Source organism: Pseudomonas chaetocerotis (assembly GCF_015712105.2).
GTDB lineage: Bacteria > Pseudomonadota > Gammaproteobacteria > Pseudomonadales > Pseudomonadaceae > Aquipseudomonas > Aquipseudomonas chaetocerotis.
Window position 1 is genome coordinate 779053 of record NZ_JACFYX020000001.1, and the last position, 12042, is coordinate 791094.

Genomic DNA, 12042 nt, shown 5'->3' on the forward strand with positions numbered 1-12042 from the left:
AATCATGAATCTCCATCACCTGAAGGTTTTTCTGGCCGTGGCAGAAGCCGGCAGCATCAGCGCCGGCGCCGAACGCCTGCACATCAGTCAGCCTGCCGTAACGCGGGAAATTCGCGATCTCGAAGCCAGCCTCGACCTGCGCCTGTTCGATCGCCAGCCACGCGGCGTGCAACTGACCGAAGGCGGCCTGCGCCTGCATGACTATGCGCGGCGCATCTTCGCTCTGGAGCGCGCTGCCGAACGCGACCTGCGCGATTTTGCCCAACTGGAGCAGGGCGAGTTGCATCTGGGCGCCAGCGCCACGCTCGGCGCCTACCTGCTGCCGCCACTCCTCACCCGCTTCTGCGCCCTGCATCCACAGATATTCGTCAGCCTGGAAGTAAGCAACACCGACGTCGTGACCCGGCAACTGGACGAAGGCCGCATCAGCCTGGGCTTCGTCGAAGGCCCGTTCGCACAGGCCGACTACGCGCATCACCTGTTGGCACGCGATGCCCTGCTTCCGGTGGCATCGCCGCTGCACCCGCTGGCCAGGGCCGAGCGCCTTGAGGCCCGCGACCTGCAGACGTACCCGCTGTACATGCGCGAACCCGGCTCAGGTGCTCGCGCCAGCATCGAGCATGCCTATCGCGACCACGGATTGGAGCCAGAGGCCGGCATGGCCATCGGCAGCACCGAGGCGCTCAAGCGCCTTCTCACCGACGGCAAGGGCATCGCCTGGCTGTCGCAGCGGGTGGTCGAACGTGAACTGGCCAGCGGCGAACTGCAGCGCTTGGCAGTGCAGGACCTGCAGATCGAGCGTGAACTGCATGTACTGTGGCGCCTCGGCACCAGCCTGAGCCCGGCCCCCGCAGCCTTTCTGCAGTTGAGCCAGGTTCCAGGCTAGACACGAAACCAATATCAAAACTTTTTGATATTGGTATTGCTGTATGAAAAATGACCGACTAGACTGCGCCACCATGACTCTGCGCGCACCCCAGTTGGAATTCGACCCCTACGACGAGCTCGCCGCCCTGTGCAAGGCCGGCGGGGATCCGCTGCGCCTGAGCGTGCTGCGCACCCTGAGCAACGATTCATTTGGCGTCCTGGAACTGGCGCAGATCTTCGCCATTGGTCAGTCAGGCATGAGCCATCACCTCAAGGTCCTGGCCCAGGCCGGCCTGGTGGCCACGCGTCGTGAAGGCAATGCGATCTTCTACCGCCGCGCCCTGCCCAATGGCCGCTTGCACGCCGCCCTGCTGGACGATATCGACGAACTGCCATTGCCCGGCGATGTGCAAACGCGCATTGCCGCCGTGCATCAGCAACGCGCCACCGTCAGCCGCGACTTTTTCGCGCGCATGGCCACCAGCTTCCAGGCCCAGCAGGATCTGATCGCAGGTTTACCGCAGTACCGCGACAGCCTGCTGTCCCTGCTCGATGCCCTGCATTTCAGCGCCGATGCCACGGCACTGGAAATTGGCCCCGGCGACGGCGCCTTCCTGCCCGAACTGGCGCGGCGCTTCGCCCAGGTCACCGCACTGGACAACAGCCCGGCGATGCTCGAACTGGCCAGCCAACGCTGCGCCGCCGAGGGCCTGGATAACGTCGAGCTGAAACTGGCCGATGCGCTGCAGGACGCGCAAGTCAAGGCCGATTGCGTGGTGCTGAACATGGTTCTGCACCACTTCGCCACGCCGGCCGAAGCCTTTCGCAAGCTGGCCGCCTTGGTCGCCCCCGGCGGCAGCCTGCTGCTCAGCGAACTGTGCAGCCACGACCAGAGCTGGGCGCGCGAAGCCTGCGGCGACCTGTGGCTCGGTTTCGAACAGGAAGACCTGGCGCGCTGGGCGACGGCCGCCGGCCTGACACCCGGCGAAAGCCTCTACATAGGCCTGAAAAACGGCTTTCAGATTCAATTACGGCACTTTGCCAAAACCGATGCGCACAGCGCCTTCAGCCTCCGGCAAGAAAGGAACCGATAGATGAGCGAATATTCCCTGTTTACCTCCGAGTCCGTGTCCGAAGGGCATCCGGACAAGATCGCCGACCAGATCTCCGATGCGGTGCTCGACGCCATCATCACCCAGGACAAACACGCCCGCGTGGCCGTGGAAACCCTGGTCAAGACGGGTGTGGCCATCGTTGCCGGTGAAGTCACCACCAGCGCCTGGGTCGACCTGGAGCAGATCGTTCGCGACGTGATCTGCGACATCGGCTACACCAGCTCCGACGTTGGCTTCGATGGCGCCACCTGCGGCGTGCTCAATATCATCGGCAAGCAGTCTCCGGACATCAACCAGGGCGTCGACCGCGCCAAGCCAGAAGATCAGGGTGCTGGCGACCAGGGCCTGATGTTCGGTTACGCCAGCAACGAAACCGACGTGCTGATGCCAGCGCCGATCTGCTTCTCGCACCGCCTGGTCGAGCGTCAGTCCGAAGCGCGCAAGTCCGGCCTGCTGCCGTGGCTGCGCCCGGACGCCAAATCCCAGGTCACCTGCCGTTACGAGAACGGCAAAGTCGTTGCCATCGACGCAGTGGTGCTGTCCACCCAGCACAACCCGGAAGTGAAATACGACGACCTGCGCGAAGGTGTGATGGAGCTGATCGTCAAGCACGTGCTGCCGGCCGAGCTGCTGCACAAGGACACCCAGTTCCACATCAACCCGACCGGCCAGTTCATCATCGGTGGCCCGGTGGGTGACTGCGGCCTGACCGGGCGCAAGATCATCGTCGACAGCTACGGCGGCATGGCCCGCCACGGCGGCGGCGCCTTCTCCGGCAAGGACCCGTCCAAGGTCGATCGCAGCGCTGCCTATGCAGGCCGCTACGTGGCCAAGAACATCGTCGCTGCCGGCCTGGCCGAGCGCTGCGAGATCCAGGTGTCCTACGCCATCGGCGTGGCCCAGCCGACCTCCATCTCGATCAACACCTTCGGCACCCACAAGATCGCCGAAGAGAAGATCATCAAACTGGTGCGTGACGTGTTCGACCTGCGCCCCTACGCCATCACCAAGATGCTCGACCTGCTGCACCCGATGTATCAGGACACCGCAGCTTACGGCCACTTCGGCCGCACGCCGCAATCCAAGATCGTCGGCGACGACAGCTTCACCACCTTTACTTGGGAACGCACCGACAAGGCTGCCGACCTGCGCGCCGCTGCCGGCCTGTAAGCCCCTGAAAATGAAAAAGCCCCGCCAGAGCGATCTGGCGGGGCTTTTTCGTGCCTGAGGGCTTATTTGCCGAACATCGAACTCAGGCCCTTGAGTGCATCCTTGGTGGCATTCAACTGATCAGGCGCAGCAGCCTGAGTGGAAGCGTCGGATTCAGCGCTGAGACGCTCACAGCCACCATCAAGCGAAGCCAGGGTTTCGCTGGCCTTGTCGTTGCCAGCCAGTGCCGCCAACTGCTTGATCTGAGCCAGACCGTCCTGATTGGCAGCCATCTGCTCCTGACATTTAGCCTGGATCGCGGCGACCTCGGCAGCATGAGCAGGCAGAGCGGCGAAGGCCAGAGCGGCGAAACAGGCAACGGAAACAATACGCATCGGTGAAGACCTCTGAGGGTTGAGGCCCGGCTGTCCATGCGCCCCCGCCGGGCAAATCCATTTGTTTGGGGGTAGAAAAGGTGCGCGAATCTATCACCCACACAGCCAGGTAACAAGAAAAAAACTAACAATATCCGTGACTTAGCTGCAGAGACTCAGCGAATACCCATACAGCCTGCTAGGCTCAGTGAATACCTTGAGCAAGGAAGCTCCGCGATGAAACCTGCCCTACTGCTACTACTCCTTCCGCTGGTCGCCCAGGCCACCCCTTGCCCCGACTGGCCCGCCAGTCGGGGCACGTCCGAACTTGCTGCACTCAGTCAGCAGATCGCCGAGTGGGACGACGCCTACCATAATCACGGAAGCTCGCCGGTGGCCGACGAAATCTACGACCAGGCACGCGAGCGCCTGCAAACCTGGCATCAGTGCTTTGCGACTGTCCGCACAGCATTGCCAGACCCACTGGCTGGCAGCACTGGAACGATCACGCACCCGGTGCCGCAGACCGGACTGCGCAAACTGAACGAAGCGGCCGTGTTCGAATGGGTCAACAAGCGCAGCGATCTGTGGGTTCAGCCCAAGGTCGACGGCGTCGCGGTCACCCTGGTCTACCGTGGCGGCGTACTGCAACAAGCCATCAGCCGTGGCGACGGGAGCCGCGGCCAGGACTGGACAGCCCGCGCGCGGCAACTGTCGGCCATTCCCGCGCGTCTGCAGAAGCCACTCGATGCCGTGCTGCAGGGCGAGCTTTACTGGCGCCTGGACAATCACATGCAGGGTCGCGACGGCGGTGCAGGCGCCCGTGGCAAGGTAGCTGGATCGATGGCGCGACAGACGTTCGATGAGCAGCAGGCCAATGCCATCGGCCTGTTCGTCTGGGACTGGCCGGACGGCCCGGCGAACATGCCCGAGCGCCTGCAAGCCCTGCAGGAGTTGGGTTTCAGCGACAGCCTGCGCTACACCCAGCCGCTCAAAAGCGCCGAGGATGCCCGCCGCTGGCGCCAGCACTGGTTCGATGAGCCGCTACCGTTCGCCAGCGACGGTGTGGTGCTACGCCAAGGCATACGGCCACCCGGAGAACGCTGGCGGGCAGAAGCGCCGCACTGGGCGGTCGCCTGGAAGTACCCGGTCAGCCAGGCACTGGCCGTGGTGCAGGCTGTGGAGTTCAACATCGGCCGCAGTGGTCGTATCACGCCGGTTCTGCGCCTGCAGCCGGTTGACCTCGACGAGCGGCGGATCAGCCGGATTGCCCTCGGCTCGCTGCAGATCTGGGAGAAACTGGACATACGCCCTGGTGATCAGGTTGCGATACACCTGGCCGGCCTGACCATTCCGCGTCTCGACCAGGTGATCTGGCGCAGCCCGGAGCGCGCAGTCGTGCACGCACCGGACCCCAATCGATACCACGCCCTGAGTTGCTGGCGCCTCAACGACGAATGTCAGCAACAGTTCCGGGCACGCTTGAACTGGCTCGCCGGCAAGCAGGGACTGAACCTGACCGGCGTAGGACCCGGCACCTGGAGTTCGCTATTGGCGGGGCAGAAACTGGATGGTCTGCTCGATTGGCTGGAACTCGATAGCGAACACCTGCAACAGCTGCCAGGTATCGGCCCACGACGCGCCTCACGGCTGCTGCAGGCCTTCGCCCAGGCCCGACAGCGCCCACTGCAACAATGGCTGCAGGCACTCGGCGCACCGCCTGGTTTCAAGCTCAGCGCGGAGGACGACTGGGCCACGCTACTGACTCGCAACCACGCCGAATGGATGCAGCAACCCGGCGTGAACCAGAAGAGTGCTGAGCGCCTGGTGGCGTTCTTCAGCCACCCGGAGGTTCAGCGCCTGGGCGAGCGTCTGCAGCAAGCCGGCACTGTCGGTTTCAGGCCGCAGGAAAATTCACCCCGCGGCTGACCCAGATCAGCCAATGGTCCAATCGGGTCGAACCTCGCGCAACAACCAGGGTCATTTCGAAGTAGCCCCTCACGAGGAGAGACCATGATTCGTCAAACCGCTTTGCTCGGCCTGCTGCTGGCCGCCAACCTGAACGCCGCACCGATTCTGGCCGCCGAAGGCGACAGCGGCTGCGCCGCCAAACGCCAGGTGCTCCAGGAGAAGATCGACGCAGCGCACAAGAGTGGCAACTCGCGAGAATTGGATGGACTGCAAAGAGCACTGGGCAATGTCGATGCCCATTGCGATGACGCTTCACTGCACAAGGAGCGCCTGGCCACCGTCAAGGAAGCCCGGGAGGAGGTGCAGGAGCGCGAGATGGATCTGCGCGAGGCCATGGGCAAGGGTGATCAGGAGAAGATCGCCAAGCGTCAGGCCAAACTGGCCGAGGCACGCGCCGAGCTGCAGCAGGCCGAAGCCGAAGCGCGCGCCGATCAGTAAGCGCGGAACGCCTTGTGGCATGCCTCGCAACTATCCTCGATGGTCTGCATCGCCGGCTCCAGCTCGGAGCGACGTAGCGGCGGTGTGGTCGCGGCCTGCACCAGCGCGGCGGTGGCCTGCTCCAGATCGCGTGCCATCGACTGGAACTGCTCCTGGCGCTGCCAGACTTCAGGGTTGGCCTTGCTGCGCTCGTCGTCGCGGACCTGTGGAAAGTGCTGCCAAGGCTCGCGCGACAGGCGCTCCAGCTTGCCGGCGCCAGTGATGAAAGCAGACTCGTCGTAGGGAATGCGGCCGCGCAGCATCCCACCGAGGTCTTCGCTGACCTTGAGCATCTCCTTGAACGCTGCCTGGCGCTTGCCCAACGGTGAATTGGGGTCGACCCCACCACAGGCGGCCAGGGCCAGGCAGACGCAGGTGAGCAGCAGGCGTTTCTTCAGGGGCATCGACACGACTTCCGGGCGACAAGGGGGCGCCAGTATCGCGGCTCGCCCCGGTCGGGCCAAGCGACCTCTTGTCACAACAGCTGTCGTTTGTATGTGTTGGTCAGCCAGGGTTCAGGTACGGAAGCGCCCCAGTTGGCTGTTGAGCTGTTGCACCTCGCCCTGAATCTGCGCACTGACTTGCACCACACTCTCGGTCTCGCCCTGGCTGCGCTCGGCCAGCCCGGAGATATGCGTTACCCGCTGGTCGATCTCCTGCGCCACCTGGCTCTGCTGTTCTGCGGCCGTGGCGATCTGCGCGTTCAGGGCATTGATGCCATCCACCGCACCGACGATGGTCTCCAGTGACTCGCTGGCCTGACGGATATGCTGAAGGTTGCCGTCGGCCAGAGCCGCGCTGCGCTGCATCGCCAGAACCGCATCGCGCGCACCACCCTGTAAACGCTGGATGATCGCCTGGATTTCGCCGGTCGATTGCTGGGTACGGCTGGCCAAGGTGCGCACCTCGTCGGCGACCACAGCAAAGCCACGCCCTGCCTCGCCGGCGCGCGCGGCCTCGATGGCTGCGTTGAGCGCCAGCAGGTTGGTCTGCTCGGCGATGCCGGTGATCACTTCGAGCACCTTGCCGACACCACCGGTTTCGGCCTCCAGGCGTTGTACCTGCTCGCCACTGCGCTGCAGCTGTTCCACCAGTTCGGCGATCTGCTCCGCACTGCGCTGCACCACTTGCTTGCCACTCTGCGCACAATCATCGGCACTGCGCGCCGACTCGGCAGCATGGGCAGCGTGACGCGCGACCTCGGCCACGGTGGCGCTCATCTCGTTCATCGCGGTGGCTACCTGATCGAGATCCTCGTACTGGCGCCGCACGCCATCGCCTGCCGATTGCGCGGCACCGACCACACTGCCGACATGCTCCCCGGTACGCTCACCGCTGCGCTTGACCTCCGCCAGCAAGCCACGCACCTGCTCCTGCATACGGTTGTAGCCCGCGAAGATGCGGCCGATCTCGTTGTCTCCCTGACGACCTTCAAGGCTACGTGTGAAGTCGCCGGAGCCGACTCGGGTCAGCGCCCCCTCCACTGCATTGAGGTTGTGCATCAGCGGGCGCAGGCCGAACTGGCGGCCCAGCACCACCAGCGCCAGAATGCCCAGCACGCAACCGAACGCCAGCCACATCTGGCGACGCTGGCTGCCTTCAGCGTGCGCGGCCATCAACCCGACGGCCTGGTTCATCTCGCGCAGCAGCTCGACCGACCGCTGCTCGAGGGCCTTGAGATCGACTGCCACATCGCCTGCAACCACACTCTGCAGTTGAGAACGAAAGCCCTGCCAGAGGCCACCGACCTTGTTCATCTGCGCCTGGACGCTGGGCTCGGCGATGGCGCTGATATTGCGCGCCGCGTTGCCACTCAACAGGTCGCGATGGGCGGCATCGAACTGCGCCATGGTGGCTTCCAGCGTCGCTGCAGGCAGAACGCCTTCGCGCAGCAACAGCGCCTCCTTGGTCATCTTCTGGCTGAGCATGCGCTGCGCGCCGGCGACATTGATGGTCTCCGGTGACACCGACATGCTCATGTACAGCGCCACCGAGGCGACCACCGCAAGCAGAAACATCAGCGCATAGGAAAACAGAAACTGCTGATTCAACGTGCGCAGGCCAATGGCACAGAGCAGTCGATCGAAAAAGGTGGTGGCGGACATGAGAGGCTCCCTGGCAGGCGGCGGGAATCCCCGCCAAATAACCGGGAACAAGCAAGAAAGTGGCCAACGGCCAGCCGCTCTACAGACTGATCACCTACATAAAACGCACCAGAGTGGCGCAATGACTGATAGGTCACGCGCCTTTTCAGCTCTTCCTTCAGAGTCGACAGCAAGCGTCGACTATGCGGACACCACGAACAACGCCGCGATCAGCCCCATCCCGGCGAACCACACCAGCGAGCGCACCGGACCCCAGTCAGCCAGATAGCAGATGAAATACAGCACGCGGCTGATGATGAAGGCCACGGCCAACTGGTCGAGCAGCCCCTGCTCGGCACCACCGGCCTGATGGGCAATGATCACCGCAGCGGCGAACGCCGGGGTCACCTCGAAGCCATTGAGTTGCGCGTTGTTGGCCCGCTTGCGCCAGCCGTCCAGGGTACTCAGGAACGCGCGCGGATCCTGATTGGCGCGCGGTCCGTAGCCGGGGCCAAGGAACTTGGCTGAAGCAGTACCCAGGTAGGGCAGAAATATGGCAATCAACACGCACCAGTAGGCAAGGGTCATGGAGGCTCCGCAGCTCGGTAATGGAGTGCGCAGCTTGTCCCGACCAGGAACGGGCGTCCATGACTGCCACCACCCAAGTCGATGGCGATTCGGCCAATCATGCCGCCAGCTTGCCCTCTGCCAGTGCCACGGAGGCAGCGAGCATGGCGCGCAGCAACACCGCGCAGCCGGCAGCCAGGTCCGCTGGCGCGGCGTTCTCGATTTCGTTGTGGCTGATACCACCCTCGCACGGCACGAAGATCATCCCGGCCGGCCCCAACTCGGCGAGGAAGATCGCGTCATGCCCGGCGCCGCTGACGATGTCCATATGCGATAACCCCAACCCGGCTGCCGCGCTGCGCACCGCCTCGACGCAGCCCAGGTCGAAATACAGCGGCGGGAAGTCCGCGGTCGGCGTCAGCTCGAAACTCAGGCCATGCTTGGCACAGGTTGCCTCGATCACCTGGCGCACCGCAGCAATCATCGAATCCAGCCGCGCCGGCTCCAGGTGACGGAAATCCAGGGTCATGCGTACCTCACCGGGAATCACATTGCGCGAACCGGGGTAGGCCTGCAGGCAGCCGACCGTGCCGCAAGCATGCGGTTGATGCTCCAGCGCCACCCGGTTGACCGCGGCGACCACGGCCGCAGCGCCGACCAGAGCATCCTTGCGCAAGTGCATCGGCGTGGGCCCGGCGTGGGCCTCGACGCCCTTGAGAGTGAGATCGAACCACTTCTGCCCGAGCGCGCCGAGCACCACGCCAATGGTCTTGCCCTGATCCTCGAGAATCGGCCCCTGCTCGATATGCGCCTCGAAATAGGCGCCCACCGCATGGCCGCTCACCGCCCGTGACCCGGCGTAGCCGATGGCGTTCAGCGCCTCGCCGACGCTGATGCCTTCGGCGTCGCGCTTGGCCAGGGTTTCCTCCAGGGTGAACTTCTCGGCGAACACCCCGGAGCCCATCATGCAGGGGGCGAAGCGCGAGCCTTCCTCGTTGGTCCACACCACCACTTCCAGCGGCGCTTCGGTCTGTATGCCCAGGTCGTTGAGAGTACGCAGCACCTCTACACCAGCCAGTACGCCGAAGCAGCCGTCGAACTTGCCGCCAGTGGGCTGGGTGTCGATATGGCTGCCGGTCATCACCGGCGCCAGAGCAGCGTTGCGTCCGGGACGTCGAGCGAAGATGTTGCCGACGCCATCGACCGTGACGGTGCAGCCAGCCTCCTCGCACCAGCGCACGAACAGGTCGCGCGCCTGGCGGTCGAGGTCAGTCAGGGCCAGGCGACAGACCCCTCCCTTGGCGGTGGCGCCGAGCTGCGCCAACTCCATCAGCGATTGCCACAGGCGGTCGCCGTTGACGTGCGGCTGGCTGGACTGCAGAACCTCGGTGGCAGTTTTCATGGTCATTTCCTCGGCCTCTCTGGTTGTCTGTGACGCGCCCGCGGCAGCGAGGCGCGTGTGCTGAATCACGCTGCTGTTGCCTTAAACCGGCGCCTTGGCCACCACCGGCTGTGCGCTACGCAAGCTGCACAAACCGAAGTAGATCAAGCCGCCCAGGAAGGAGCCGGTAAACCAGCCGTAGTCGTAGAACCAGCTGAAGGCGTTGCTGCCCAGCGACAGCAGGGTCAGCGCTACAGGTACGGCGAAGGCGGCGAAGCCGATCCAGTTCCACGCCGGGTAGACGTCATCGCGGTACAGCCCGGCCAGGTCCAGTTGCTGTTTCTTGATCAGGAAGTAGTCGACCACCATGATCCCGGCTATCGGCCCGAGCAGGCTGGAGTAACCCAGCAGCCAGTTGGAATACACGCTCTCCAGGCTCAGCTCTGAGACCAGCAGACCGAGCTTCTTCAACAGTTCGTGGCCCATCAGGCCGAGACCGATCAGGCCGGTGAGGATCACCGCCTTGGTGCGGTCGATCAGCTTGGGCGCGATGTTCTGGAAATCATTGGTCGGCGAAACGATGTTCGCCGCCGTGTTGGTCGACAGCGTGGCGACGATGATCAATGCCATGGCCAGAGCGACCCACCCGGGGCTCTGGATATGGCCGATCAGGCTGACCGGGTCGGCCACCGTCTGCCCCACCAGACCTTCCGAGGCGGCGGTCATCACCACGCCGAGAGCGGCGAAGAGGAACATGGTCAGCGGCAGACCGAAGATCTGCCCGAGAATCTGGTCCTTCTGGCTCTTCGCATAGCGGCTGAAGTCGGGGATATTCAACGACAGGGTAGCCCAGAAGCCGACCATGGCGGTCAGCCCGGCGAGAAAGTAACCGGTGACGCTGGCACCCTCGGGACGATTGGCCGGCTGCGCCAGCAGTTCGCTCATCGACACGTTGGGCAATGCCCACACCAGCAGACCGGCGCCAACCAACACCAGCAGCGGTGCGGACAGGGTTTCCAGCCACTTGATCGACTCGGCGCCGCGCAGCACGATCCACAGATTGAGTACCCAGAAGATCATGAAACCGATCACCTCGCCGGTGCCGCCGAGCGCCTTCCAGCTCTCGAAAATCGAACCCAGCAGCAGGTGGATCGCCAGGCCGCCGAACAGGGTCTGAATACCGAACCAGCCACAGGCCACCACGGCGCGAATCAGGCAGGGCACGTTGGAACCGAGTATGCCGAACGAGGAGCGCAACAATACCGGGAAGGGGATGCCGTACTTGGTGCCGGCAAAGGCGTTGAGTGTCAGCGGGATCAGCACGACCACGTTGGCCAGCAGGATCGCCAGCAGTGCCTCACCCACCGACAGACCGAAGTAGGCGGTGAGCACACCGCCCAGGGTGTAGGTGGGTACGCAAATCGACATGCCGACCCACAGCGCGGTGATGTGCCACTTGTTCCAGGTTCGCTGATGCACCTTGGTCGGGGCGATGTCATGGTTGTAGCGCGCGCTGTCGAGTACGTCGCTGCCAGCGTTCAGCTCATACAAGCCCTCCCGCTCGGTCACTTCCGATCTGCTCTGTTGCATGGGCCTCTCCAGTATTTTTCTGATTGTTAGCGCATCGGGCTAATTCGATGGCCGGAGTTCAGTAGCCGGCCAGCACGGGGGCAGCGCCACTCAATAAGCGTGCCGCATTCCCCGGCGGGGCCTGCATCCTGCCTGTTTGAACACATTAAGCATCTGATCTGAAAACGTTTTATCTGAACCCAAAGGCGCCGCCAGCACACGCCACCGACATCCTCTGGGCGGCTTGTCCTGTCAGTCAGGATTCAAACTGGTGCAAGCGATTTTTTTTCGCCGCCCGAGGCCGCGCAATGCCAAGACACAAGCGGCTGATTTTCCATGAGAAATCTTGACCATATTGTCATTCTGTCAAGTGCGTCAAAATGGTGAGAGCTCTCACCATTTTGGTGATTTTTAATTTTTATCCTTAATTTTCAAAAGCTTATATAAATAAAAACTGATCAAAAAATAATCTTGCCCAATCCGATTAC

11 protein-coding genes and 1 pseudogene are annotated in these 12042 nt (G+C 63.4%); 5 read left to right on the forward strand and 7 right to left on the reverse strand.

Translation table 11 applies throughout. From position 1 onward, the window contains the following. The first annotated feature begins 4 nt into the window (after window positions 1-4). From H3221_RS03550 to metK, 3 genes are all read left to right on the forward strand, one after another. Window positions 5-886, forward strand: a complete 882-nt coding sequence (locus H3221_RS03550) for a LysR family transcriptional regulator (protein ID WP_196475497.1) — start codon at window positions 5-7, stop codon at window positions 884-886. 73 nt (window positions 887-959) lie between these two features. Further along, a complete protein-coding gene (locus H3221_RS03555; RefSeq protein ID WP_196475496.1) occupies window positions 960-1961 on the forward strand; it encodes an ArsR/SmtB family transcription factor in 1002 nt (333 codons plus the stop codon). Next, window positions 1962-3152 carry a methionine adenosyltransferase gene (metK, locus tag H3221_RS03560; protein WP_160019017.1) on the forward strand — a complete coding sequence of 397 codons (1191 nt, stop codon included), beginning with the start codon at window positions 1962-1964 and terminating at the stop codon, window positions 3150-3152. 62 nt (window positions 3153-3214) lie between these two features. Here the strand turns inward: metK and H3221_RS03565 are convergent, their stop codons facing one another. Continuing rightward, window positions 3215-3526 carry a hypothetical protein gene (locus H3221_RS03565; protein ID WP_196475495.1) on the reverse strand — a complete coding sequence of 104 codons (312 nt, stop codon included), beginning with the start codon at window positions 3524-3526 and terminating at the stop codon, window positions 3215-3217. 216 nt (window positions 3527-3742) lie between these two features. Between H3221_RS03565 and ligB the strand changes: the two genes are divergently transcribed. Continuing rightward, window positions 3743-5434, forward strand: a complete 1692-nt coding sequence (gene ligB / locus H3221_RS03570; protein ID WP_196475494.1) for an NAD-dependent DNA ligase LigB — start codon at window positions 3743-3745, stop codon at window positions 5432-5434. A gap of 84 nt (window positions 5435-5518) precedes the next feature. Next, the gene (locus H3221_RS03575; protein ID WP_196475493.1) at window positions 5519-5914 is read left to right on the forward strand and encodes a DUF1090 domain-containing protein; all 396 of its coding nucleotides are present in this window, start codon (window positions 5519-5521) and stop codon (window positions 5912-5914) included. Here H3221_RS03575 and H3221_RS03580 read toward each other — a convergent pair. The 6 genes and pseudogenes from H3221_RS03580 to H3221_RS03600 form a co-directional block, all read right to left on the reverse strand. Then, window positions 5908-6357, reverse strand: coding sequence for a c-type cytochrome (locus H3221_RS03580; RefSeq protein WP_196475492.1), 450 nt, complete (start codon window positions 6355-6357; stop codon window positions 5908-5910). The genes H3221_RS03575 and H3221_RS03580 overlap by 7 nt on opposite strands. A 111-nt stretch (window positions 6358-6468) precedes the next feature. Continuing rightward, window positions 6469-7332: a methyl-accepting chemotaxis protein gene (locus H3221_RS25750; protein ID WP_397427956.1), complete on the reverse strand. Its 864-nt coding sequence runs from the start codon at window positions 7330-7332 to the stop codon at window positions 6469-6471. Further along, window positions 7327-8058, reverse strand: a pseudogene (locus tag H3221_RS25755) (type IV pili methyl-accepting chemotaxis transducer N-terminal domain-containing protein); the annotation flags it as partial. The gene H3221_RS25750 and the pseudogene H3221_RS25755, both read right to left, overlap by 6 nt. Window positions 8059-8238: 180 nt before the next feature. After that, a complete protein-coding gene (locus tag H3221_RS03590) occupies window positions 8239-8625 on the reverse strand; it encodes an MAPEG family protein (RefSeq protein ID WP_196475490.1) in 387 nt (128 codons plus the stop codon). Between the two features lie 97 nt (window positions 8626-8722). After that, window positions 8723-10006 carry a Zn-dependent hydrolase gene (locus tag H3221_RS03595; RefSeq protein ID WP_196475489.1) on the reverse strand — a complete coding sequence of 428 codons (1284 nt, stop codon included), beginning with the start codon at window positions 10004-10006 and terminating at the stop codon, window positions 8723-8725. 81 nt (window positions 10007-10087) lie between these two features. Next, window positions 10088-11575 carry an NCS1 family nucleobase:cation symporter-1 gene (locus H3221_RS03600; RefSeq protein ID WP_160019009.1) on the reverse strand — a complete coding sequence of 496 codons (1488 nt, stop codon included), beginning with the start codon at window positions 11573-11575 and terminating at the stop codon, window positions 10088-10090. Window positions 11576-12042 lie beyond the last annotated feature (467 nt).

What these genes read in the sequence shown, in the direction of transcription:
- H3221_RS03565 (WP_196475495.1), bottom strand. Translation starts at nt 3,526, where the DNA reads ATGCGTATTGTTTCCGTTGCCTGTTTCGCCGCTCTGGCCTTCGCCGCT.
- H3221_RS03595 (WP_196475489.1), bottom strand. Translation starts at nt 10,006, where the DNA reads ATGAAAACTGCCACCGAGGTTCTGCAGTCCAGCCAGCCGCACGTCAAC.
- metK (WP_160019017.1), top strand. Translation starts at nt 1,962, where the DNA reads ATGAGCGAATATTCCCTGTTTACCTCCGAGTCCGTGTCCGAAGGGCAT.
- H3221_RS03590 (WP_196475490.1), bottom strand. Translation starts at nt 8,625, where the DNA reads ATGACCCTTGCCTACTGGTGCGTGTTGATTGCCATATTTCTGCCCTAC.
- H3221_RS03580 (WP_196475492.1), bottom strand. Translation starts at nt 6,357, where the DNA reads ATGCCCCTGAAGAAACGCCTGCTGCTCACCTGCGTCTGCCTGGCCCTG.
- H3221_RS03550 (WP_196475497.1), top strand. Translation starts at nt 5, where the DNA reads ATGAATCTCCATCACCTGAAGGTTTTTCTGGCCGTGGCAGAAGCCGGC.
- H3221_RS03575 (WP_196475493.1), top strand. Translation starts at nt 5,519, where the DNA reads ATGATTCGTCAAACCGCTTTGCTCGGCCTGCTGCTGGCCGCCAACCTG.
- H3221_RS03555 (WP_196475496.1), top strand. Translation starts at nt 960, where the DNA reads ATGACTCTGCGCGCACCCCAGTTGGAATTCGACCCCTACGACGAGCTC.
- H3221_RS25750 (WP_397427956.1), bottom strand. Translation starts at nt 7,332, where the DNA reads ATGCAGGAGCAGGTGCGTGGCTTGCTGGCGGAGGTCAAGCGCAGCGGT.
- H3221_RS03600 (WP_160019009.1), bottom strand. Translation starts at nt 11,575, where the DNA reads ATGCAACAGAGCAGATCGGAAGTGACCGAGCGGGAGGGCTTGTATGAG.
- ligB (WP_196475494.1), top strand. Translation starts at nt 3,743, where the DNA reads ATGAAACCTGCCCTACTGCTACTACTCCTTCCGCTGGTCGCCCAGGCC.